Annotated in this window: 16 protein-coding genes; 9 read left to right on the plus strand and 7 right to left on the minus strand. The window is 64.9% G+C overall.

Features of this window, described 5'->3' with window-relative positions; translation table 11 throughout:
- Nucleotides 1–768: 768 nt before the first annotated feature.
- Nucleotides 769–1545: a hypothetical protein gene (locus tag VT03_RS04485; RefSeq protein ID WP_156514286.1), complete on the minus strand. Its 777-nt coding sequence runs from the start codon at nt 1543–1545 to the stop codon at nt 769–771.
- Between the two features lie 571 nt (nt 1546–2116).
- Complete coding sequence (locus tag VT03_RS33175; RefSeq protein WP_156514287.1) at nt 2117–2287, minus strand: hypothetical protein; 171 nt, start codon at nt 2285–2287, stop codon at nt 2117–2119.
- A gap of 483 nt (nt 2288–2770) precedes the next feature.
- Between VT03_RS33175 and VT03_RS04490 the strand changes: the two genes are divergently transcribed.
- The 5 genes from VT03_RS04490 (at nt 2771) to VT03_RS04510 (ending at nt 8585) form a co-directional block, all read left to right on the plus strand.
- Entirely contained in the window at nt 2771–2956 is a 186-nt protein-coding gene (locus tag VT03_RS04490) for a Flp family type IVb pilin (RefSeq protein WP_075091882.1), read from the plus strand.
- A 296-nt stretch (nt 2957–3252) separates the two neighbouring features.
- Entirely contained in the window at nt 3253–3804 is a 552-nt protein-coding gene (locus VT03_RS04495; protein ID WP_197489192.1) for a prepilin peptidase, read from the plus strand.
- Nucleotides 3805–4166: 362 nt separating this feature from the next.
- Complete coding sequence (gene cpaB, locus VT03_RS04500; protein WP_075091883.1) at nt 4167–5258, plus strand: Flp pilus assembly protein CpaB; 1092 nt, start codon at nt 4167–4169, stop codon at nt 5256–5258.
- Nucleotides 5259–5375: 117 nt separating this feature from the next.
- Nucleotides 5376–7271, plus strand: coding sequence for a type II and III secretion system protein family protein (locus VT03_RS04505; RefSeq protein ID WP_075091884.1), 1896 nt, complete (start codon nt 5376–5378; stop codon nt 7269–7271).
- A gap of 105 nt (nt 7272–7376) precedes the next feature.
- Nucleotides 7377–8585, plus strand: coding sequence for a CpaE family protein (locus tag VT03_RS04510; protein WP_075091885.1), 1209 nt, complete (start codon nt 7377–7379; stop codon nt 8583–8585).
- A gap of 225 nt (nt 8586–8810) precedes the next feature.
- Here VT03_RS04510 and VT03_RS04515 read toward each other — a convergent pair whose 3' ends face one another.
- On the minus strand, nt 8811–9233 hold the full coding sequence (locus VT03_RS04515) for a hypothetical protein (protein WP_075091886.1): 423 nt from the start codon (nt 9231–9233) through the stop codon (nt 8811–8813).
- 1095 nt (nt 9234–10328) lie between these two features.
- Here VT03_RS04515 and VT03_RS04520 point away from each other — a divergent pair.
- The gene (locus tag VT03_RS04520) at nt 10329–11105 is read left to right on the plus strand and encodes a gamma-glutamyl-gamma-aminobutyrate hydrolase family protein (protein WP_075091887.1); all 777 of its coding nucleotides are present in this window, start codon (nt 10329–10331) and stop codon (nt 11103–11105) included.
- Between the two features lie 172 nt (nt 11106–11277).
- On the opposite strand, the gene cphA is transcribed toward VT03_RS04520, so the two are convergent.
- Nucleotides 11278–13914, minus strand: a complete 2637-nt coding sequence (cphA, locus tag VT03_RS04525; protein ID WP_075091888.1) for a cyanophycin synthetase — start codon at nt 13912–13914, stop codon at nt 11278–11280.
- A 638-nt stretch (nt 13915–14552) separates the two neighbouring features.
- Here cphA and VT03_RS04530 point away from each other — a divergent pair.
- Both VT03_RS04530 and VT03_RS04535 read left to right on the plus strand, forming a co-directional pair.
- Nucleotides 14553–16802, plus strand: coding sequence for an ABC transporter ATP-binding protein (locus tag VT03_RS04530; RefSeq protein WP_075091889.1), 2250 nt, complete (start codon nt 14553–14555; stop codon nt 16800–16802).
- Nucleotides 16803–16868: 66 nt separating this feature from the next.
- Nucleotides 16869–17363, plus strand: a complete 495-nt coding sequence (locus VT03_RS04535) for a DUF1854 domain-containing protein (RefSeq protein WP_075091890.1) — start codon at nt 16869–16871, stop codon at nt 17361–17363.
- A gap of 359 nt (nt 17364–17722) precedes the next feature.
- On the opposite strand, the gene VT03_RS04540 is transcribed toward VT03_RS04535, so the two are convergent.
- Both VT03_RS04540 and rnpA read right to left on the minus strand, forming a co-directional pair.
- Entirely contained in the window at nt 17723–18745 is a 1023-nt protein-coding gene (locus tag VT03_RS04540) for a DUF1207 domain-containing protein (RefSeq protein ID WP_075091891.1), read from the minus strand.
- 139 nt (nt 18746–18884) lie between these two features.
- A complete protein-coding gene (gene rnpA / locus VT03_RS04545) occupies nt 18885–19457 on the minus strand; it encodes a ribonuclease P protein component (protein WP_075091892.1) in 573 nt (190 codons plus the stop codon).
- Nucleotides 19458–19783: 326 nt separating this feature from the next.
- Between rnpA and VT03_RS04550 the strand changes: the two genes are divergently transcribed.
- Nucleotides 19784–20602: an NYN domain-containing protein gene (locus VT03_RS04550; RefSeq protein WP_075091893.1), complete on the plus strand. Its 819-nt coding sequence runs from the start codon at nt 19784–19786 to the stop codon at nt 20600–20602.
- Between the two features lie 162 nt (nt 20603–20764).
- On the opposite strand, the gene VT03_RS04555 is transcribed toward VT03_RS04550, so the two are convergent.
- Complete coding sequence (locus VT03_RS04555) at nt 20765–22207, minus strand: DUF1501 domain-containing protein (RefSeq protein ID WP_075091894.1); 1443 nt, start codon at nt 22205–22207, stop codon at nt 20765–20767.
- Nucleotides 22208–22213 lie beyond the last annotated feature (6 nt).

Here is a 22213-nt window from a genome sequence, read left to right on the forward strand (position 1 = left end):
CATTCTCACAAGGGGACGCGGCAAAAGCCGCGTGGGCTTCTGCCGGCAGGGAAAGCCCGGAAGTTTAGCCAGCCCGGGTCGCGTGAGCCACGCTGCCCATGGCGAGAACGTCGCGAGCTTCCCAAGCGAAGCGGAGAGGGAAACACGACGAGTCTCAGACACCAGCAAAGACCTTCAAGCCGGGTGAACGCGAGACGGGCCGAGGGCTCCGCCATCCGGGAAGGGTGGGCGAACGTGCCTTTCCTCCGCCTCCACTCCCTTGTCCCGCATCGTTCGCCCTCGGTGTCTTCGGGGCGTCACGGTTCAGAGGCCTCTCTCGACCCGTCGGCCTCCGGCCGTGGTCCGCCCCTTCGATGCGACTCCGCTGCATCACGCCACAGGAAGGAACGGCGTCCTGATGCACTCCGCCACCATCGACAGATGTTCCTTTTCGGCAGCATTCGAGGCGGCCGGACCGATTGCAAAAGACCCGGTACAGTTCGGCACGGCCATTGCAAAACGGTTTACAAGACCTGAGATCGCCGCGGTTCTTCGGAACCAAAGCTTGAGCTCGGTTCCACATTTCGCCTTGAACGTTTTACGGTCAATGCGATCCAAAGCCGGTTGAAGGTCGAGCCGAAATCTAGCCCGCTCGCGCTCCCTTCAACCGGCTTTTTTATTTGCGCCCTAGGGATTTCTCTGTCCCTGATTGCACACGTTCCACGAGCGAACGTCGCCTCATTCTCCTGGCAAACCGCCCAGGCTTCACATTTCCCGGCACTCCGAGACTCAGGAGGCGCCGGCTTCGGTGGACGAATCAGACGCGGCCGATTGGTCGATTGGAGAGCGCGCTGTTGTTTCATCGACCACCGGCTGTGGCATCTGCTCGAGCTCGCGGGTCAATCTGGCCCGCCGGGAATCCGAAATCGACAACAGCGGATCGTCGCTTCCGCGAATCAGGATGCCGTCGATCAACGTCACCTGCTGTAGCAATTGGCTCCAGTCCCCCTCCGGCTGAATCGACTCCAGTTCCTCCAGCCGAAGCTTCCGATCCCGACGGAGGAGCTCCGCCACGATTCGCGTGCAGGCGGGAACGTCCATCTCCGCCGCCAACGCGGACCGCTTCAGCAGATCGTCCGCAAAACGGGAGAGCCGCGGCCCCAGGAGAACGGGAGTCGCGGCGAGCCGCACCAGATAGGGCCAGTCCCGCGGACCGAGCAGCGCCAGGAAGACATCGCCGGAAACCCAGGATCCCTTTCGCATCGCCTTGGCGACGACCGGAGAACGGCACTCCATCTCGTCCAGTTGCTGCCTGTTGGCCAGCGTCTGGATCCGGGTCAGGCCAAGCAGAACGCCGAGGGCGGCCAGCGACAGCATCCAGTCCGCCGTGAGCACGCGCCCCAGTCCTCCCCAGAGCACGAGGCGGACGAACCAGAACGCGAGCAGCCAGATCAGCAGGGCGACCACGGCCGTCAGGATCCCTGCCCACCAGGCCCGCCGCGCGTGCCGCGCCTGGAACCGGTCGAGCCAGAGAGACAATCGGGGCTCCAGCTTCGAGCGGGACATGGAGCTCTTGGGCAACTGGGAGGAATGGAAACGGCAGGCGATTTCGGCACTCCGCTCCGCAGGCAGAGCGATTCAGAAATCATACGGGACCACCGGGAGGTGGTGGTGGCGAATTGCGGGTCTCGCACAACGGATGATGGGCCACGCCGCCCTCATCCGAGGCGAGCGATCTTCCCGCGATCGAGGCAGGCGCGCCCTGACACCCAACGCGCTCGTGACGGGTGGAACAGGGCCGCACCGGCGTTCGGTTCTTCGCCACGGGAGCAGGCGGCTTCCCGCAGCGAGGCGCTAGAGTCGATGGGCGCCTCGTCACCGACGAACGCGAAGCCGACGAAAACGAAAAAGGCAGGCCCCGGGTTCGCCCAGGGCCGCCTTTTCGTTGACTCGTCTGATGCGCGACGCTCGCGCCGGCCGCGTCCCTTTTCTCGACAAGGGACTCCCACTCTCGGCGGCGCGAGTCCGCCATCGCCTGCTCGCGATGAGCCTGCGAGTCGCTCAGGTTACACCGGCAGCGGCTCTCTTCGTCGCCTCAGCGGATTCGCCGAGGGTGGGCCGCCGCCGGGAAAACCTCCTAGCGGCCGAAGAGCATCTCGTTCTTGCGGCGCTCGAGCTCCATCAGGCGGGCGAAGACGCCCGTCCGCTGGCTGGAGCGATAGACACCGGAACGGCGGGCGGCCTGGACAGGGGTGACGCTGGCCGCAACGACGACGATCGCAACGGCGAGAATGACAAGACGACGCATGGGATTCCTCTGTGTTCGGTGGGGGGCAGCGTTGGGTGCCCCCGATGCTGCAATGGATCGTCAGGGAGGCCGCCGGGGCTCCGGCCATTGCCCCGTGGGCACGGCCAATCGGGCAACCGGGGCGCTTTGACAGGGACTATGCCGGCGATGCGGCCGGCACCGGAGAAACGGCCTGCTCAGAATGGGCCGACTGTTCGGCCTCACAACCGGCCGGAGAGCTACGACCGGACGTGAATGTGTTGCCCAAAGTCCACGGTCCGGAAAGTTTGCGAAATCTGCACAAGGGAAATTTGCCCTTCCGCCAGCGCGATCTAGGTTTGTGACGTTCCGCCAGTGAGCCCAAGGCCACGGCGGAACCCCCACCTCGCGAAAGCGGGATGACCTCTTCGGGAATCGGGATCGGAAGAAGCGACTGCGAGTGACAGTCGCCGCCGGTCCTTAGTCGTGCGGCTGATCCCCGCGCAAATTCTATAGGACAGAAAAATGAAGAAGTTTGCCCTGAGCGTTCAGAAGTTCCTCAAGAGCGAAGACGGACCGACGGCTGTTGAATACGCGGTCATGCTCGCCCTCATCGTCATCGTCTGCCTCGTGGCGATTCGTGCCGTCGGTACGAACGCCAGCGGCCGGTTCCAGGACATCGCCGACGAGCTCGCCACGCCGGCTCCGTAATCCTGATCGGAAGACAACTGGCGAAGACACCGGGCGGGTATGGCCCGGGTCTTCGCCAGCTTTTCCTTGCGCGCTCCCCAGCGTCGCACACGCACGAAACACACACGACGGACCGGAGACCTGCCATGATGCCCTTCTGGCTCCAGTTTGACCCCCAGATGTTGCTGCAGATGTTCCCCTTCGCGCTCGTCGCGTTGGTCCTCTTCGGTCGCGTTGTCGGATGACCCCCTGCTCTCCGATTGCCCGCTCCCAGACACTCCTCGACACCCCTCGTCGTTAAAGGCCCGGATACAAAAATGGACTTGTCGACCCTCCTCTTCGAACACTGGCAGGTCAAGCTGGTTGCGGTGACGCTGATCGTCGCGGCCTGGATTGACGGCAAGCAACTCAAGGTCCCGAACTGGATCACCTTCCCGATGGTGCTGAGCGGCCTGCTCTACAACATGGTCGCCGGCGGCTGGGCCGGAACTCAGCTCTCGCTGATCGGCATCGGCGTGGGACTCATGACCCTCCTCCCGCTCTACGCCATCGGCGGAATGGGCGCGGGCGACGTCAAGCTGATGGCCGGCATCGGCGCCTGGCTCGGCGGCCCGATCACCTGGAACACCGCCATCGTCACCTACATCGTCGGCGGGATCATGGGCGCGGCCATGGCGATCTACCAGGGCACCTGGCGGAAGCACCTCGGCAACTGCGCGATGATCCTCCACGAGCTCAAGACGGTGAAGGATCCCCGGCAGATCGCGGAGAACGCCGCTCAGCGGAAGCCCAACATGCTCCTCCTCCCCTACGGCATTCCCATCTGCGTCGCCGCCCTCGGCTACTTCCTCTACATGGACATGATGTAATCGCAGCGGCAACCGCTGATTCGAAACATCCGGCGGCGGCGAACTCGGTTCGCCGCCGCTGACTGCGCACTCGATCGATGGCCGGACGCAGCGGAGGCGCCCCCTCCCTTGCCCGGCCTTCGCTCGCTCCCACCCCGCCCTCAACGATTTCCCGTGGCGGACGCGACTTTCTCCCTCTCTCTTCCGCTCCGTGAAAACGGGGCTGTCAAGATGGAGAAGATGAGGCAGTCGTCAAAACCGCTACAGGCAATCGAATCGTCACAACCGTCATAAATTGAAGCAGCGCTCCGCCCGGTGCCGATGTTTCCCCTATCGGCCCGGCGTGCGCGGGGGAGGGTTCCCCCACCATTCCGGAGACCACCATGAAACCCAAAGCGTTGATGCTGCTGGCCGTCGCCCTGGTGTGCGGCCTCGTCGCCATGATGGGCGTCCAGCAGGCAATGAGCGGAGCAAAGCCCGGACAGATCGAGACCCGCAAGGTGTTTGTTGCGGCCCACGATCTCAAGCCTGGAGTTCCCCTGACCAAGGACGATGTCGTTCTGAAGGAGATGTCCGCCGCGGCGGCTCCGCGGGACGCCATCTCCCTCCCCGAACATTATGAAGAACGGGCACTCAAGGTGGCCGTTCTGGCCGGCGACGTCATCAACCAGAAGAAGCTCCACGAGAAAGGTCAGGGGTACGGCACCTCGAACCAGATCCCCAAGGGGATGCGGGTGATGACGATCCAGGCGGACTCCTCGATCTCCCACAGCGGGATGCTGAATCCGGGGGACAAGGTCGACGTCTACGTGACGTTCAAGAAGACAGCGGCAAAGTCCGGAGCCGCCGCCCGGACGACCAAGATGGAAACCAAGGTGCTCCTCGAAGCGTGCGAAGTCTTCGCCTGCGAATCGAAGACCCAGCAGAACGGGGTGGATGCGAAGGACGCCAAGAAGGAATCGATCAAGAACGTCTCCCTGCTCCTCACACCGGAGCAGGTGCCGTACGTCAAGCTGGCGCAGGCGAAGGGAACGCTCTCGCTGTTCATGCGGAATCCGCTGGACGACGAGGTCGTGAACGCCAAGCGGGTGGATGAGTCCCTCCTGGAGGAACTCAACGATTCGATCGGCAGCGACGCCCAGATGTTCGCGATCGACGACTCGTCGGGGGAATCGATGGTGTCGACAGCGCCATCGGACATCGTTCCGGAAGGACCGATCGAAGAGCCCAAGGTCGGCGCGGACAATCCGCAGTCGGTCCAGGACTTCGTCCAGCAGAACCAGACGGCCGACCCGGCCGCCGGCAGCGGAGCGCCGGCCGCCACTGTCGCACCGGTCCCGCCGCCGGTCGATCCGAACGCCTGGACCGTCAAGATTTATAAAGGAAGCTCCGTCGCCGCAGTCACGGTGACGGATACCAAGAAGCAGGAGCCCTCGCTCTCCGGATGGCTGAATCAGCTCATGCGGACCAAGTGAGGCGGCCCTCTCCCGGAAGATCCGGGGGAGCGGAGAAACAAAGGTTGCCGGCTCGGGAAGGGGGACGTCCAAACGACGTCCTCCATCCCGAGCCCCCGTCGTGTTCGAGGTGCATGGATGCGAACCTCACTCTTCCGGAAGGTCTCACGCGGATTGGCGGCCTGCGCGCTGTCGACGTGGGGACTCATGCACACCGCATACGCGCAGGAGCCTCTTCCGCCGCAACCGCAGCCCCCCCCTTCCCTGGAAGGGGCCGGGGGCGTCAGACCCACCTCGGCGCCGGCCAACGCCGCCGATGTGCGCGGCGGCGAGCACGTCTTTACGATCGCTCAACAGAAGTCCCGGATCAGCATCATCCAGCTCCAGTCGCGGGTCTTGGAGCTTCCGAACCGGATCACCGTCGTCAAGGACTTCAACGAAGAGACGCTGGAAGTCACGGCACTCGCTTCGAACCGGGTTCTCGTCTTCGCCAAAGCCCCCGGTGCCACCTCGATCACGCTCGTCGATGAGTTCGACAACGCCTACACGGTCGACGTCTTCGTCGAGGCGGACGTCCGCGAGCTGCAGGCCTACATGGAGCGGCTGTTCCCCGGATCCGCGATCGAAGTCATCGCGCTGCGGGACAGCGTCGTCCTCCGCGGGTGGGTCACGGAACCGGACCGCATCCCGCAGATGATCGCGGTCGCCAAGCAGTTCTACGCCAACGTCCACAACCAGATGCAGGTGGGCGGCGTCACGCAGGTCCAGCTCCACGTCAAGGTGCTGGAAGTCCAGCGGTCGCGGCTGCAGCGGATGGGAATCAACTGGCTGGGCGTCGGCCAGAACTTCTACGTGCACAGCGCTCCGGGGGCCCTCGCGCCGCTCACCAACGCCGCCATCGCGCCGGGACAGATTCCGGCCCCCATCGTGGGAGCCCAGGGGATCACGAACTCGGCCGTCCAGTTCGCCGTCACCGGCACCAACGGCTTCTTCCAGGCGTTCGTCGACGCCCTCCGCACCGAAAACCTGGCCAAGGTCCTGGCCGAGCCGGTCCTCGTCGTCAACAGCGGCCGCCCCGCCACGATGCTCTCCGGCGGTGAGTTCCCGGTCCTCGTCCCCGGCAGCGTCGGGACGACGACGATCCAGTTCCGCGAGTTCGGCGTCCGGATGGAAGCGGTCCCGATCGTCCTCGGCAACGGCCGGCTCCGGCTGGACATCGCGCCGGAAGTGAGCGAGCGGGACGTGCAGAACGCGGTCAGCGTGAACGGCTTCGTCGTCCCCGGCATCGTGACCCGCCGGGTCAACACGCAGGTCGAGATGCGGTTCGGCGAGACGCTGATGATCGGCGGGCTGATCTCGCGCCGGAAAGTCGGAACGACGAACAAGCTCCCCTTCTTCGGCGAGCTGCCGTGGGTCGGGGCGGCCTTCCGCCGGACCAACTTCGAATGGGGCGAGACCGAGCTCCTGATTCTCGTGACGCCGCACATGGCGGCGCCGATGCAGGCCTGCCAGGTCCCGTTCCCAGGGATCGGCTACAACTCCGACGACCCGACCGACATCGAGCTCTATGCCGACGGCATGCTGGAGGTCCCGTACTACGGTCCGGACTGCCCGGACGGGGCCTGCCCGGTTCCGGGCGCGATGCCCGCCCCCGGCCCGGCTCCCTACGGTGCTCCGCCGCTCGCCGCTCCGGTCGCCGCCCCGCCGGTCTCTCCCGAAGCCGCGGCTCCGATCCCCTCGGGTGAAGAAGTGATCCCGGCTCCGCCGGCCGCCAATCCCCCGACCTCGGCCGACGCCGAGGACCCCGCCGCCCAGGGGCCGGCCCTGATCGAACGGACGTCGGGATCGGGTGTTTCGGCCAACCGCAGCCAGGCGATCCCCATCGGGGAGATGACGAACCCCTTCCCGGGTCGTCGGACGGACGCCAGGAACACCAAGAAGACGACTGAAAAGGAATCGCGCTCTACGGAGACCCGCCCGTCGTCCAGAGCCATGCCGGGGTTGATCGGCCCGCGGAAGGGCTCTCCACCGTGACGTTGCTCGGCGGCCCCGATGATCAGATCGAGTTGGCCGGGAGAGGAACGTCGCGAGCAGAGCGAACGGATGTCGGAACGACGGGGCCAGTGAGGGACTGAGGACATGAACGCGGTAGTTCGACTGGCGATCGTCGACCCCAATGACGGCACCCGTGCGTCGGTGAAGAATCTCCTCCTGGGGATCGACACCCTCTGGCTCGAGGCCGAGTGTTCGCGGTACGACTTCTTCACGGACCTGGTGAACCAGACCAAGCCGGACATTGCGCTGATCTCGCTCGACAACGATCCGCCGCGGGCCCTGGCGCTCGTGGCCCAGGTGAGCCAGGAGGTTCCGAGCTGCAGCGTGCTGGTGGTGAGCCGAAGTCAGGAAGGAAGCCTGATCCTGCAGGCGATGCGGAACGGTGCCAAGGAATTCCTCAGCGCCCCGCTCCGTCTCGACGATTTCATGGCCGCACTCGACCGGTTGCAACTGACCGGTGGGGGCAAGTCGGGGGGCAAGGCTCGGGGGAGCCGTGTGGTCACGATCGTCGGGGCGAGCGGGGGCGTTGGTTGTACGGCTCTGGCCACCAACCTGGGCTGCATCCTCTCCCGCAACAAGGAAAACAGCGTGGCGGTGATCGACCTCGATCTCGCCCTGGGCGACGCGGACGTGTGGCTCGACATCATTCCCGACTACACGATCCAGGACGTGGCCGAGAACATCTCGCGGCTCGACTACTCGCTCCTCAAGCGGTCGCTGACGCAGCACTCGAGCGGCTGCTTCCTGCTGCCGCGGCCGATCCACATGGAGGAACGGCCGCCGGTGACGCCGGACCAGCTCCAGCGGGTGATCGCGCTCCTCAAGGCGACGTTCTCGCACCTCATCATGGACGTCAGCAAGACGTTCACGCCCGTCGACCTGGCGGCGATGGAGGTCTCCGACACGGTCCTCGTCATCACGCAGCTTGACCTGCCGTGCCTGCGGAACGTCGTCCGTATCACGCAGTTCCTCGAAGAACGCGGGATGGCGGAAAAGACGAAGATCATCGTCAACCGGATGGGTCTCGAGGACGCGCAGATCAGTCTCAACAAGGCGCTCGACACGATCGGGCGTGAGATCTTCGCGCAGGTCCCCAACGAGTACGCCACGATCGTGGAGTCCCGCAACAACGGTGTGCCGCTCATCGAGCAGGCGCCGCGGGCCCGGGTCACCAAAGCGATCGAGGCGCTGGCCGGCCTGATCGACGCGAACTCGGTGACCGAGGGGGGGACGGCGAGCCCGATCGAGAAGCCCAAGCGGCGGCTGTTCGGCTTCCTCAGCGGCTCGAAGTAGTCTGCGTTCGGCGAGAGGCGCCGGAAGAGGTTGAGGCCAGGTGGTCAGCGAGGTTCTGTCGCGGCCCGCCTCGTGTTCGTCCTGTGTCGAGGCTGGACAGTCTCGTCGGGACGGTCTTGTCTCGTCCCTGGTTTCTAGAGTCCGGGGACAGCCCTGCGCCGCGCGCTCGTCGGCGTCTTGATCTGAAGCACTGGCGGAGATTCCGCCGTCTGAGTGACGCCCGCGTTATTCCCAGTGGGGGGGCGGCAGGCGGGTTTCGTTGACCGGGAGCTTTTCGAGGACCGGCTTCAGGCGGTCGAACGTAAAGCCGTACTGGGCGGACTTGGTGACGAAGCAGAGGTTGTCCCACCGCTCCTGCGTGAACTGCTTGATCACGAAATCGAAACAACAGGGATCGTGGCGGGGGATGAAGTCCATGAGGCGGAAGTAGACCGGGCCGAATTCCCGGTAGAAGGTGACTCCGCTCATGTGCTCGAACAGGCAGTGCCGGACGAACTTGATCCAGTAGTGCCGGTTCCACTCGTAGAGCGCCGAACAGCCGCAGTCATGCCGGGCCTTCTCGCTCTCGATCCACTTGTGTTTCCACGCTTCGAAGCGAGCGCTTTCATAGACGCTCCGCTGCGGGATTTCGCATTGTTGATCGATCATGCGCCGCCTGCGAATCGGACCACCCTTGCCGGCGGGCGGGGGCTTGTGGACTCCCGACCATCGGTTTGCGACAGATGACGCGGTGTCTGTCCGGTTCCAAGCCGGAGCGGACACAGATCTGTCTGGAAAGTCATGAAGTCGACAGGGTCGCCGGCTCCATATTCCTTTCCTTCTTCCAAAGTTAGCTCGCGATTCATTCATCGGAAAGATTGTCTCGAAAACTTTTTCCGATCCGTTCTTGACAGACGTGGAAGCAGGTGAGCTTACGGGCGTGTCACCGGATGGCCCCCCAATGTGCCTGGCTGACTGGGGTCCAGGGGGTACTCCTGGTAAGGGGCCTGTGTTGTTTTTTGGCCCTTTGCCCGCCGGAGGCCTGGCCGTCGAGAGATGTCTGAAGGAGTGAGTATCCAAGCGCGGACAACGTGCCGTATGCCCCCCACCTCTACACTCGGGGCTTGCAAAGCGAGCGGTGTGGTTTGAAGGAGTCCTCAACGCGGATGCCACAAAACGGCCGTCCGTTGTGTCCCACGGTTCCTCATGGAAGCGCCTCCGGCGGCAAGGGGTGACCCCCTTGACCCCGGCTGCCGTCGCACATCGGGTTTGAGCAAATAACGTCGTGCCGGCCAGGACGCGGTTTGACACCCAACCACCAGATGTAGAGCCCGCTGTCCATGTCAACGCGAGTTCTGACACAAGATCGATGAATTCCTTTACAACCCGCAAACCGCCTCTTAGTCTTTGCCCCGTGGTTCGACGGCCGGCAGAAATTGCCGCACCGACGAAACCAAACGGCGCGTAGCCAGTCCCGGCTACGGTCGATGCCGACCAATGGATTGGTCTGGCGATACCAGGGAGGGGTGCTCAATGGTCCGCAATGACTCTGGGATCCGCACGGAATCCAGCTGCCGCGGATCACGATCTGGAATGGCGAATCACCAGATCCTCGTGTGCTCTCGGCGCGAATCCGGCCTCCACGGCCGCCCGTCCGCGCTCGACTCTCTGACCATCGCGTTCGCATCGATTTGACGGAACGCCGCAATCACTCGTGACGACCGCCCCATGAGGGAGCGGGCTTACACTCAGGGAAGGCAAGACATGAACTCCAAGCCACTCATCGGTATCAACGCGGATTTCCGTCCCGCCAAAGGCAACGCTTACCCCTTCGCCTGGTCCCATGCCGGCTACTTCGACTGCGTGACCGCCGCCGGCGGCATCCCGGTCCTCCTCCCGCCGGTCGCCGATCCGAACGACCTTCGCCAGGTCCTCTCCCGCCTCGACGGCGTGGTCCTCTCCGGCTGCAAGCTCGATCTCGATCCGACCCGCCTCGGAATGGACCCGCATCCGGTCACCCGCCCGATGCCCCCCCGCCGCGAAGAGTTCGACCGCCGCCTCGCCAAGATGGTCTACGAGATGAAGGTCCCGACCCTCGCCATCGGTATGGGGATGGTCACCCTCAACCTGATGGCCGGCGGCACCGTCTTCCAGTACCTGCCGGACGACGTCCTCAAGTCCCTCTCCCACCGCGACACCGTCGAAGCCTGCCTGCGGCACGTCATCGAGATCGTCCCCGGCACCAAGATGGACACGATCTACGGCCCGGGCGAAATCCGCGTCAACAGCGATCACCACATGGGGATCGACCAGGTCGCCCCGTCGTTCCGCGTCTCGGCGACCGCGATGGACGGCGTCGTCGAAGCGTACGAGTCGATCGAAGACAACTGGTGGTGCCTCGGCGTGCAGTTCCATCCGCACGATGAAACCGCCTCGGCCCTCGACATGCAGGTCTTCGAAGCGTTCGTCGAAGGGGTCCGCTTCCAGCAGGTCGACGCCGAAGACAACATCCTCTCCCTCGCGGGCCGCCGCGCCGCCTGAGCCGTCGCGATTGCCGGCCCCGCGTTCCTGAACGAACGGGGCTCTGAAACGAACAAGGCCTGGTGTTCAGGCGAGCCAACGCTCGCCGCGACACCAGGCCTTTTGTTCTTGGAGAGGGGGCTCATCGCCCCCTCATCGCTTCCCGCTCATCGTTCGATCAGGACATCCGACGTTACTGCCGGGTCCGCTGCTGGAGCGGGACCGGCAGATGCACGCCGTACCGCTGCCGCAGATATTCGACCGTCTCGTCGACGACGTCCGCCTGGATCACCATCAGTTCTTCGGGGTCGAGCTTCGAGAGAGCCAGCTCGCACGCGGCGAGCGCCCCCTGGACCTGGCAGACCTTCGTCGTCCGGCCCCCTTCGCCGATCCCCTGCGAGATCAGCTTGATGATCTCGCCCGGTTCGCGGCCGCGGCAGTAGTCCCCTTCATAGAGGACCACGCGGTCGAAGTTCGTCTTGAGGATCTCCCCCTGCCGGACGAGGTCTTGGTCCCGCCGGTCGCCGGCGGTCGAGTAGACGATCGCCCGCTTGCGGTGAGGGAACCCCTGGATGGCATCGACGAGAGCGATCAGGGCCGACGAGTTGTGGCCGTAGTCGATGACGACGGTCGCGCCGTTGATGTCGAGGATGTTGAACCGTCCCGGGTTCTGGTCGAACGTCGGGATGAAGTTCTCCGCCCGGATCCGGATCAGCTCGGCCGGGATCCCCAGCCCCCACGCGGCGGCGATCGCCGAGAGGGTGTTCTCGACCTGGAACCCGATGCGGCCGGCGTGCGTCAGCGGCACACGGTCGAGGGACATCAGGTTGATCTCGTGATCGCCGGTCGCCAGGACCACCGTGTTGTCACGGGTGTAGACCGCACGGCCCCCCTTGCGGCGGTGCTCGGCAATGACCTCGTTCTCGCCCGAGCGGGCAAAGAAGATCACGCTACCAGGGCACTTCGGAGCCATCTCGACGACAAGCGGATCGGCGGCGTTCAGGATCGCGTAGCCGGTCGTGGCCACCACATCGACGATGCAGCGTTTGACCTTCGCCAGTTTCTCGAGCGTATCGATGTCGTTGAGGCCGAGGTGGTCCCCTTCGCCGATGTTCGTGACGACGGCGATGTCGCAGCGGTCAAAGCCGAGACCTTCGCGGAGGATCCCCCCGCGGGCGGTTTCGAGAACCGCCATCTCGACCTTGGGATTCGCCAAGACGGCGCGGGCGCTCTTGGGCCCGCTGCAGTCGCCGACATCGATCCGCCGATCGCCGATCGTGATCCCGTCGGTGCAGGTGAACCCGACGCACTTGTTCGTCCCCCGCAGGATGTGGGCGATGAACCGCGTGGTCGTCGTTTTCCCGTTGACGCCGGTGACGGCGACGACCGGAATCCGGCCCGCCTGGTTGTTCGGGAACATCATATCGATGAACGCTTCGCCGACCGGCCGGGGGGTCCCCGACGACGGGAAGACGTGCATCCGCAGCCCCGGGGCCGCGTTGACCTCGACGAACCGTCCCCCCGACTGCTCGAGCGGCACGGAGACGGAGGTCGCCACGAGATCGATCCCGGCGACATCGAGACCGACGACTCCGGCCGCTTCGACGGCACGGGCGGCGATCTCCGGATGGACCTCATCGGTCACATCGGCGGCGGTCCCGCCGGTGCTGAGGTTCGCGTTGCGGCGGATCAGGACGACCTGGCCCCGCTCTGGAACCGATTCCGCCGTCATCCCCTGCTCCGCCAGGACCGCGGTGGCGATCGAGTCGAGCTTGAGCTTGCTGAGCGGGGTGGCGTGATAGTCCCCGCGGCGCGGATCGGCGTTGGCGATATCGATCAGGTCGGAAATCGTGTGGGCGCCGTCACCGATGAGCTGGGCCGGTTCGCGCTTGGCGGCGGCGATCAGCTTGCCGTTGATGACGAGGAGGCGGTAATCCCCCCCCGCGACGTACTGCTCGACGAGGACCTTCGAGCTCTCCTCGCGGGCGTTCCGGTACGCCTGACGGACCTGCTCTTCGGTTGTCAGGTTGAGGGCGACGCCCCGCCCCTGGTTGCCGTCCTGCGGCTTGACGACGACCGGCAGGCCGATGTCCTGCGCCGTCTCCCACGCTTCGGTCTCGCTGAACACCGGCTCCCCTTGCGGAACCGGGACGCCGACTTCCGCCAGCAGACGGCGGGTCAGTTCCTTGTCCTGGGCAATCGCTTCGCCGATGGCGCTCGTCCGGTCGGTCTCGGCGGCGCGGATCCGCCGCTGGTGGACGCCGTGGCCGAACTGGATCAGGCTTTCGTCGTTCAGCCGGCGATACGGAATCCCCCGCTTCACGGCGGCGTCGACGATCGACTTCGTGCTCGGGCCGAGGCAGACGTCCTGCACCAGGTCCCGCAGGCGGGCGATTTCTTCGACGATGTCGAACGGGCGATCGTAGACCGCCGCCAGGCAGAGCCGCAGACCGGTCTGCAGCGCCTCGCGGCCGAGCTTCTCTTCGTGAAATTCGATCGCGACTTTGTAAACGCCTTCTTCATTGCTTTCGCGGGCGCGGCCGAATCCGACTTCGTTCCCGGCCAGCGTCTGGAGTTCGAGCGTCACGTGCTCGAGGATGTGGCCCATCCAGGTCCCGCGGCGGAGGCGCTCAAAGAAGCCGCCCCGTTCGCCCACGCTGCAGCGATGTTCGATCATGGACGGCAGCCACGCCATGACCCGTTCATTGAAACCCGGGAGCGAATCCGACGGGCTGTCCTTCAGTTCCTGCAAATCCACCCATGCTTCGAGTACGGGAAAATTTGCCCAGATGTTTGGACCCCGCAAGGCGAGCACTTTGCGGATTTCCATACTGTCCTCAGTCACACCGTTGTATCGATCAACGAAGTCGTTCCGTGGGAAACTGCCGGTCACGGAAGACCCGGCGATTGCGTCAGCACTTGACGGAAAGCAGGCAGACTTGAAGTTGTTTCAAACTTCGATCACCTCAAGTGCGGGACCGGGGTGAATTCGTTCCACCTCTCCCGGCTGCCAGGGCTGGAGACACGTTTCCCGCAATCACATCGGAAAAAGTGTCGCTCCAGATTTGTCAAAGCGTCATCTTGCCGTATCCCACGTCCTCTCCGGGACGGTCGCTTCGACATCGTCAGAGTCTTCGGCAGGCACGAGCCTGATGTCCCGGCGACCATGGCCGTACTCATCAAGATTCGCACCCGTGTGCGACGCCTATTATTGTCGAGTCGTGGTGGAACTCCAGTGTTTCTCTCCAGAATCCTGACTGGACTCCACCCGGGGGCTGATAAAGGTCTCCCCATCTGCATCACCTGTTCCATTTTGGAGTCATGAAGGCCGCGTCCGGGCCCAGACCGCGGCGGCCGGAATCCGACTCCCATTGTTTAACCCGCCCGCCGGCAATAGATTGCGTCGCGCTGGTCTCCGGCGGCCATGGCGTGGCAGCATCTCATTGATAAACAACGACTTACCTGACCTTGGCTGAAATTTCTTCAACGCTCGACCGCCGCCTCGGGGAACTTCTGCCCAAGGAAGAGACGCTCCGCGCAAGCCTCCCGCTCAACCTGAATACGCAGCTCCGCTTCGTCCCGAGCCAGCTCATTCTCACAAACGAGCGGCTGCTGCATCTGACGGGGCCGGACCTTGAACCGGAGTCCTCCTGGCCGCTGGCGCAGATCGCAACCTTGAAATTGGATGAGCGAGGGCCGATCAGCGCCCTCGACGTCGTCGGCTCGGACGGGCTCCTGGCCCAGTTCTTCGTCACCGCCGCGCTAGCCCGCGACGCGGAAAAGTTTGCCCATGCCCTCGCCGCGCTGCGCAACCCGCAGTCGCCGAGCGATGAGCAGATCTGCCCGACCTGCCATCTCCCGATCCCCCCCGACGAAACCGCCTGCCCCCGCTGCACGCTTTCGAGCGACTCCGACACCCCCGCGCCGCAGCCGGGGCGGTCGATGCTGCGGCTGCTCAAGTTTGCCCGGCCGTGGACCGGCATGATCGTCCTCGGCCTGGTCCTGACTCTCTCGGCGACCGCCGCGGGACTGATTCCGCCGTACCTGACGATGCCGCTCCTGGACGACGTGCTGATTCCGTTCCAGAGCGGGCAAGACATCAACCGCTGGCTGGTTGTCTGGTATTTGAGCGGGCTGTTCCTGGCGGCCCTCATGGCGTGGATCCTGGGCTGGGGGCGGACGTACGTGCTGGCGTGGGTCAGCGAGCGGATCAGCGCCGAGCTGCGGAACCGGACATTTTCGCACCTGCAGCACCTGTCGCTGTCGTTTTTCGGCGGCCACCGGACGGGGGATCTCGTCGCCCGCGTCGGGACCGATACCGATCGCATCTGCTACTTCCTCTCGGTCAACCTGATCGACTTCGTCAGCGACGTCCTGATGGTCATCCTGATGGCCGTCATCCTAGCGACGATCGACCCGGTCCTGGCCCTGATCACGCTCGCTCCGCTCCCCGTGATCGCCTGGCTCGTCCACCGCGTCCGCGAAAGCCTCCGCGGCGGCTTTGCCGCCGGAACCCGCGCCTGGGGCGAAATGACGAGCCATCTTGCCGACGCCATCCCCGGGATCCGCGTCGTGAAAGCGTTCGCGCAGGAGCAGCACGAGATCGAGCGGTTCCGCAAGGCGAACAACCGCGTCCTGGCGGCCAATGACCGCGTCAACCGGACCTGGTCGTTCTTCGGCCCCGTGATCGTTCTGCTGACCGACATCGGACTCTTGACCGTCTGGGCAGCCGGAGCGTGGGGAGTCTTCTCGGAACGGATCACGGTCGGCGTCCTGACGGCGTTCGTGGCCTACATCAGCCGCTTCTACTCCCGTCTCGAATCGATGAGCCGGATGCTGGCCGCCGTTCAACGAGCCGCGGCGAGCGCCCACCGCGTCTTCGAGGTCATGGACATGACCCCGGACGTCCCGACCGCCCGCAATCCGGTCCGGGTGGGACGCCTCGAAGGGGAAATCGAGCTTCGGGACATCTGCTTCCGCTACGGCAACCGGCAGATCATCAAGAACGTCAGTCTCAAGATCGCCCCCGGCGAGATGGTCGGCTTCGTTGGCCCCAGCGGCGCGGGGAAATCGACGCTCGTGAATCTCGTCTGCCGGTTCTACGACGTCTCGGACGGGGGGATCTTTGTCGACGGAATCAACCTCAAGGACATCGACGTCACGGCGTACCGCAAGAACATCGGGCTCGTCCTCCAGGAGTCGTTCCTGTTCTACGGCACGATCTCGGAGAACATCGCCTACGGCCGCCCCGACGCGACGCGCGAGGAGATCATCGCCGCCGCCAAGGCCGCCCGGGCCCACGACTTCATCCTCCGCCTCCCGGACGGTTACGACTCGTTCGTCGGCGAGCGGGGCCAGCAGCTTTCCGGCGGGGAGCGGCAGCGGATCAGCATCGCCCGCGCGCTCCTCATCGACCCGGCGATCCTGATTCTCGACGAAGCGACCTCCGCCGTCGACACCGAGACCGAGCGCGAGATTCAGCTCGCTCTCGAGAACCTGATCCAGGGGCGGACGACGATCGCCATCGCCCACCGCCTGAGCACCCTCCAGAAGGCGAACCGCCTCGTCGTCCTGGAACAGGGACGGGTGACCGAGATCGGCCCGCACGAGGAACTCCTCCAGCGGGAGGGGACTTATCGACGGCTCCACGAAGCCCAGGTGGCGATGGCGAGCGGAGACTTCGGCGGCCTGGAGAAGCCGGTCCACTTCCTCGAATAGCGTTCATTCACCCTCGCCTCTGTCTCACGTTCCTTTCGCTGGCCCACCTCCGTATACGGTGACCGCATGCTTCCGACTGCCGGCGTCACATCGTCGATTCCGCTCTTCTCGCTCGAAGTCGACGCCTATGCCCGTCTGATCTACGTCGGTCCCGATGACGAGCGGATCGAGAACGTCACGCCGGTCCGCGCGTTCCCGCTCTCGTCCCCCGAGCGATGGGTCTCGATCCGCGACCGGCAGGGGCGGGAGCTGGTCCTGATCAAGGACCCGGCGATGCTCCCGACGTCGGTCCGGACGCTGCTCGACCAGGAGCTCGCGCGCCGCGAGTTCAGCCCGCGGATTCTGCAGATCTACAACATCCACCGCGCCGACTATGGGATCGACTGGGAGGTCGAGACCGATCGGGGCCGCGCGAGCTTCCGCGTCGAAGGAGATGAGAGTATCCGGGAGCTCGGTGAGCGGGGGACGGTCATCATCGACTCGAGCGGCATCCGTTACCGGATTCTCGACGTGAACGAACTCGATCGCGCCAGCCGGCGACGCCTCGAGAAGTACTTCTGAGGATCCCCCAACGCCGCTGGCCTCACCGGGTCCAGGGGCACCCTGGTGGGGGATGCAAGGGGGCAACGCCCTCTTGCCCGCCGGAGGCCTGGCCGACGAGAGATGTCTGAAGGAGTGAGTGTCCAAACGCGGACGACGTGCCGGATGCCCCCTCACCAACCAGCGGGGATTGCAGGGCGAGCGACGAGTCCTCAACGCCGGTCCCACAAAGGGGACGTCCGTTGTGTACCACGGTTCCTCACAGGAGCGCCTCCGGCGGCAAGGGGGCGTGGCCCCCTTGACCCCAGGCGGCTGTGGCACGTTGGGTTTGAGCTATGGGAGCCGTGCCGGCAAGGATCCGGTTCGAGGAGGCGGGGCGATCAGTAGTCGTACCAGAGGCCGATACCGACCTGCCGCTCATAGCGCTGATAAAACGAGAACTGCGGGCTCGCACCGTCGTAAAGATAGAGCCCGGTTCGCAGGATGCCGTCGTTGAACCGGTCGGACTTCCACGCCCAGCCCGCCTGCATCGCAAAGTTCCCGCCGAAGTTCTGCTCCTCGCGGAGATGACCGTTCAAGGCAATGAACGGCGCCCCCTGCGGGCCGGTCTTGTACGCCGGGCCGTAGTCGATCCCGAACTGGATCTCGAGCGGCTGCGAGACATCGCGATGAACCGCGTAGCCGACTTCCCCGTACAGCCGCAGCTCGGGGATGACGTAATACGAGTACCCCATCACGAACGTGTCGCGGAAGTAGTTGAGCCGCGGATACCCCGGGTTCTTGAGGAGGAACTCGTCTCCCGTGTGCGAGCTGACGTGATAGAAGCCGAACTTCCAGCGGTGCGGGCCGTAGGCATGCGTCAGCAGCAGGTCATACCGGAAGTCGACCGCCTCAACGTCGAGTTCCTCTCCGATGTTCTGCCGCAGTTTCGCGCCGCCGAGGATATCGAACTGCCATCCCTCCGGACGGTCCTTCGCCCCGAACCGAAAGAGCCCCAGCCTCGCTCCGATGTGCGAGTCGACGTAGGGCCCGTTCCCGCGCTCGTCCACGACCTGCGTCGACAACCGCGGCTCCGCGGCGCTCGCCCAGTAGGTGTGATACAAGACCCCTTGAGGAAGGAGCTGCCACGTCCAGTCGTCCGGCCCGCAGTAGTTTTCGAGAAAGGCCGGCGCCCCGGGAGCCGGAGTATAGATCGGGACCGACTCGTAAATCGGAGGCCCTTCGGAGATCACAGCGGGCGGTCCGCCCGTTGACGGGATCGGGGCCAGGGGCCCGTCCATCACCTGGGTCCGCCACGCATCGTCATACGCATTGACGAAGGCCTCATCGATCGGCTCACCCGCCATGAGGGGGACGCCGCCGAGAGACAGGGCTGCAACGACAAAAACAACGAAGCGAATCATGGATGTCCGCACGATCCCGGTCAGACGAACGCTGTCCGAAGCCGTTGCCCCGCCGTGGGAGCTGAGGAAAAGATATGCGTGCTTACGATCAGCCCTGAAGACCGGATCCTGAGCCTCACCCGGATTCGTAATGTTCCCGTTAGAGTCGGTCGGATTCGGGACGGTATTCGGCAGAAACTGCGGGTGCTGTCTCCGCTGCGACGGGCCGCGGCCAGCGGCGGACCGCCCGTTCAAGAAGCCGTTTCAGGGAGGCGCCGGCCCGCGGCGCGTCCGGGATCTCTCGGGCGGACGGTACGATGACGAGGTCGAGCCCCGCCGGGATTTCGTGCTGCAGGAGACGAAAGGTCTCGCGGATCCGCCGCTTCCACGCATGCCGGACCACCGAGTTCCCGACCTTCCGCGAGACGCTCGTCCCGAGGCGCGAGACCTCGAGCCCGTTCCACGCCGTGAAGACCAGAAAGCAGTCGTCCCGGACCGAGTGCCGCAGGTCGTAGACCCGCTTGTAGTCGACCGGCGTCCGCACCCGTTGCTTCGATTGAAACCGCAGCCGGCCCGTCTCCGCGACGAAGGTGTCGGAAGGGGGAGGGGCAGCGGTGGCGGAGGGCCCGGCGGGCGGGTTTTGCGGCTCTCGGTGGGGCTCGGTCAACGCCAGCTCTTTCAGCGGAACGACTTCGGACGCGGTCCGGGTGATGCGGACGGAGGAATCGTCCAAGATCGCTCGCCGGCGCTCCAATTTCCACCCTCGTGGCTGGACATCAGGAGGGACAGGGCTACAGTAGGGTTTCCCGCCGGTGGAGAAGGCTACCTTATGTGCGGTGGGACCGTATGAACCGGGTCAGGCGGAAACGAGCAGCCCTAAGTATCTTACCAGGTGTATGTGAGGTAGCCTTCCCCCCCGGAAATGGGGTCGTGGGACTGTGGTCGATGGCCGAAGTGGCGGACGACTAAAGTCTCCGCGCCGGAAAGCTGAGTTCGCGGACGGGCATTCTGGTCTCCGCGGTGCGGCGGATCGACAACGCCCCTGATAAATGACGGCCCATGTCGCCGGAACTGCTGATCGACGGCTACAACCTGATGCACGCCGCCGGGATTGCGAAGAAGGTGGCGCGGCCCGGTGAACTCGAACGGTGGCGGCACCGCCTCATCAAACGGGTCTCGCAGGCCCTGCAGCCCTCTGAACGTCAGGGGACGCTGATTGTCTTTGACGCCAAGGAAGCGCCCGAAGTCGGGAGCCGCGAGGATCTTGTCGAGGGAATCCGGATCCGGTACGCCGACCGTGGTCACGAGGCGGACGACCTTATCGAACAGCTCATCGCGGAGCACCGCTTTCCGCATTCGCTGCGGGTGATCTCCAGCGACCACCGGATCCAGAAGGCAGCCCGCCGCCGGCACGCCAAGTTTCTCGACAGCCCCAAGTTCCTCGACGAGCTCGACGAACGTCAGCACCGCCGCCCCCCGGAGAAACCAGAGGGGGTCCACATCATCACGCCAAAGTCTGCGAAGGGCTCCGGCCCGGCGCCGCTACGTCCGGCGCCTGCGCCTCGGCCGAGCGAGGCGCCAGCCGTCAGCAAGCCCGAAACGTCGAACGTCGACGACTGGCTCAAGGAGTTCGGCGATATCGAAGTCGAGCAGCTCGGCGAGCCCGAACCTCCCACGGTTGAACCGCCGACGAAGACGGGAAAACCGGCCGGCAAGACGAAGCCGACTGCACAGACCGAGATCAACGCGCGGCCCTCTCCGAACCGGCGCGCTCACCGGATGCCGGCCGAAGAGCCGAGCGGCGGCCCCCCGATCGATCCCGTCCTCAACGATCCCGCCTTCTGGCAACAGCGGATCAATGAACTGAAGGACGACTGAGCGGGCCGAGCCTGCGGGCGGCAGCTCAGAGAAACTTGGGCGGGTGTTGTTAAACACCAAGGCACCAAGATTTCACCAAGAGCACAAAGGCTTTCAGCCGCGAGTTCTCTTCCTTGGTGTTCCTGGTGCCTCCTTGGTGTCTTGGTGTTTAACCTCCGGGACTTAGCCCAGGACGTCATGGATGACGTGGCCGTGGACGTCGGTGAGGCGGCGGTTCGCGCCGTTGTGTCGGTACGTCAGACGCTCGTGGTCGATCCCCAGGAGATGCAGCACCGTGGCGTGAAAGTCGTACGTGGTCGCTTTGTTCGCCGCAGTCTTCCAAGCCCACGGGTCGCTCTCTCCGTAAGCCGCTCCGCCTCGCACGCCGCCCCCCGCCATCCATCCGACAAACGTTCCGCCGTTGTGGTCCCGGCCGGTTGCCCCCTGCGTGAACGGCATCCGCCCGAATTCCGTGTTCCACAGGACGAGCGTGTCTTCGAGAAGTCCCCGCTGCCGAAGGTCCGCCAGGAGCGCGGCGACGGGACGGTCCGTCGCATTCGCCATCTTCGGCAGCTCAGTGATGATGTCGGTGTGGTTGTCCCAGTTGTTCGACGGTCCCCCCGCGCCGCTCCAGACCTGGACGAACCGGACGCCTCGCTCAATCAGCCGCCGCGAGAGCAGGCACCGCTTGCCGAAGTCTGCCGTCACCGGATCCTGTGTCCCGTAGAGGCGGTGCGTCGCCTCCGATTCGCCGGAGAGATTGAACGCCTCGGGCGCTGAAAGCTGCATCCGCGCGGCGAGCTCGTAACTCGCGATCCGGGCATCGAGACGCGTGTCGCCGGGATGCTCGGCCCGATGATGTTCATTTAGAGACCGCAGGAGCGTCTGCGTCTCCCGTTCGCTGTCGGACGTGATGTACCCGGCGGACGAGGGGGCTTTGAGGTCGTTGATCGGGACTTCGCTGGCGGTGTTGATCGTCGTCGCCGTGTGGGCCACGGGGAGGAACCCTGACGAGAAGTTTCCCTTCTGATTGTACGGGAGCCCCCCGGGGTCGGGCAGGACCACGAACGTCGGCAGGTTCTCTGACAGGGAACCGAGCCCGTACGAGACCCACGCCCCGAGGCTCGGAAACCCCGGCAGGAGGAACCCCGTATTCATGAGGTAGCTCCCCGGACCATGGACGTTCGTCTTCGACTCCATCGCCATCAGGAACGCCAACTCGTCGACATGCTGCGCGACGTGGGGAAAGACGCTGCTGACCCACCGGCCGCACTCCCCGTACTGGCGGAACGGGAACGGCGACTTCATGAGCTTGCCGGGCGCGCTCGTGGCCGCCTCGACCCGGATCCCTTCGCCGGGATCGAACGGCTGATCGTGTCGCTTCTCGAGCTCCGGCTTGTAGTCGAAGGTGTCCATTGGACTGGCACCTCCGTTCATGAATAGCTGGATGACCCGCTTTACTTTGGGGGGATGATGCATCCCCGGTCCGGTGTGACCATCGGCTGCCGAAGCCACCGGACCAAACGTCTCCTGGCCGAGGAGCATCGCCAACGGAACGATCCCCAGTCCCCCGGCCGACCGCTGGAGAAACGACCGTCGTGATTGGAGTTCCTCACCTGGATACATGGGGGA

The organism is Planctomyces sp. SH-PL14, from assembly GCF_001610835.1.
GTDB lineage: Bacteria > Planctomycetota > Planctomycetia > Planctomycetales > Planctomycetaceae > Planctomyces_A.

What these genes read in the sequence shown, in the direction of transcription:
- VT03_RS04550 (WP_075091893.1), top strand. Translation starts at nt 19,784, where the DNA reads ATGTCGCCGGAACTGCTGATCGACGGCTACAACCTGATGCACGCCGCC.
- cpaB (WP_075091883.1), top strand. Translation starts at nt 4,167, where the DNA reads ATGAAACCCAAAGCGTTGATGCTGCTGGCCGTCGCCCTGGTGTGCGGC.
- VT03_RS04535 (WP_075091890.1), top strand. Translation starts at nt 16,869, where the DNA reads ATGCTTCCGACTGCCGGCGTCACATCGTCGATTCCGCTCTTCTCGCTC.
- VT03_RS04490 (WP_075091882.1), top strand. Translation starts at nt 2,771, where the DNA reads ATGAAGAAGTTTGCCCTGAGCGTTCAGAAGTTCCTCAAGAGCGAAGAC.
- VT03_RS04555 (WP_075091894.1), bottom strand. Translation starts at nt 22,207, where the DNA reads ATGTATCCAGGTGAGGAACTCCAATCACGACGGTCGTTTCTCCAGCGG.
- VT03_RS04495 (WP_197489192.1), top strand. Translation starts at nt 3,253, where the DNA reads ATGGACTTGTCGACCCTCCTCTTCGAACACTGGCAGGTCAAGCTGGTT.
- VT03_RS04540 (WP_075091891.1), bottom strand. Translation starts at nt 18,745, where the DNA reads ATGATTCGCTTCGTTGTTTTTGTCGTTGCAGCCCTGTCTCTCGGCGGC.
- cphA (WP_075091888.1), bottom strand. Translation starts at nt 13,914, where the DNA reads ATGGAAATCCGCAAAGTGCTCGCCTTGCGGGGTCCAAACATCTGGGCA.
- VT03_RS04485 (WP_156514286.1), bottom strand. Translation starts at nt 1,545, where the DNA reads ATGTCCCGCTCGAAGCTGGAGCCCCGATTGTCTCTCTGGCTCGACCGG.
- VT03_RS04520 (WP_075091887.1), top strand. Translation starts at nt 10,329, where the DNA reads ATGAACTCCAAGCCACTCATCGGTATCAACGCGGATTTCCGTCCCGCC.
- VT03_RS33175 (WP_156514287.1), bottom strand. Translation starts at nt 2,287, where the DNA reads ATGCGTCGTCTTGTCATTCTCGCCGTTGCGATCGTCGTCGTTGCGGCC.
- VT03_RS04515 (WP_075091886.1), bottom strand. Translation starts at nt 9,233, where the DNA reads ATGATCGATCAACAATGCGAAATCCCGCAGCGGAGCGTCTATGAAAGC.
- VT03_RS04505 (WP_075091884.1), top strand. Translation starts at nt 5,376, where the DNA reads ATGCGAACCTCACTCTTCCGGAAGGTCTCACGCGGATTGGCGGCCTGC.
- VT03_RS04510 (WP_075091885.1), top strand. Translation starts at nt 7,377, where the DNA reads ATGAACGCGGTAGTTCGACTGGCGATCGTCGACCCCAATGACGGCACC.